Source organism: Myroides sp. LoEW2-1 (assembly GCF_009767705.1).
Lineage (GTDB): Bacteria > Bacteroidota > Bacteroidia > Flavobacteriales > Flavobacteriaceae > Flavobacterium > Flavobacterium album_A.
In genome coordinates, this window is sequence record NZ_WSPP01000361.1 from 1 (window position 1) to 1,242 (window position 1,242).

A 1,242-nucleotide genomic window follows, 5' to 3' on the forward strand; every position below is an offset into this window, starting at 1 on the left:
TACCTTAGACATATCTAAAGTCTGAGGGTTACCATCCTTATCTGTATAATTAAAGATGTGTTTGTCATTCTCAAAGGTATATGTAACTGTTCCTCCTGCTGGCGGATTAGTTGTGAAGTAATCATTAAATATCTTCTTAACATCTTCATTGTTGATAATATCTTCGAAGTTATTCATTACGTCACCCACTACTGTTATCTCTACAGGCTCATAATTCGAATCTGCTCTCTTTTCGTTATAGTACTTATAGACACCTGTCTTTTTAGTACCATTCATCACAGCAATTATACTTGTTTCTGTTTCAGTGATACTTGCAGAACTAACGAATACTTTCAAAAACTCATTAAACTCTTTACTATCTTTAAGTAGTTTTGTAAGATCTATTTCTGTATCAGGTGTTGTGCTATCCTCATTTTTATAAACTAAAATAGCCTTTTCAGTACCTGTACCAGGAGCTAAAGTAGTCACTGTTTCAAACTCTTTTACTAAATCACTGATAGAAACCTCTTTCTCCTCTTTAGTTGATTTATCAATCCATTTAAAAGTAAAATTATTATCACCTTCATTAGTAATTGATACATTGCCATCTTGAGCTGTTTCTTTAATATAAGTATATAATGTACTATTTGAAACCAAAGCATTCCACTTAGCATTTGACCAAAAGTAAAATCCTGCTTCAAGGGTTGTACTTCCTGTATTGTAAACTAATAAACTTTCTGGATAATCTCCATCTTTAACAATAGTAGTTAAATCTAAACTACTCTTTAACTCAACTCGTGGTATCAAAACCCCTTTATTTTTGGAGCCTATTTCTAGCTCAGCACTAGCATTTGGTAGTGGTGTACCGATTCCTGTTTGAGCATAAACAGTCATTGTTCCAAACAATGCCAACAATGGTATAATATTTTTTTTCATAGCTTTTGTTTATATATACAATACAAATTTAACATAATAGATTAAACAATAAACAAAAAGTATTATAAATCAGCATATTACAAGCTACTTCCATCAAGTATTTAATTAACAAATTCAAACTAATATAAAACATTTAGCACTTTAACTACTATAGAAATAATAAATACACAATAAAACAAAATATATAATATTAAATACATAAAAATAACAATTCAAATTACAAAACACCAAAACTATAATAAACACATTATGTTAATAAATACTATTTTCTGTTGAATTCATCTAAATGTTAATTTTCAACATTTTTAAATTGATTCTGAACTCAGT

1 protein-coding gene is annotated in these 1,242 nt (G+C 28.7%); it reads right to left on the minus strand.

What is annotated here, in order from left to right:
• Positions 1–915 (minus strand): hypothetical protein (locus GOQ24_RS15970; RefSeq protein WP_160340146.1); only part of this gene is annotated, 915 nt, incomplete at its 3' end.
• Between the last annotated feature and the right edge of the window lie 327 nt (positions 916–1,242).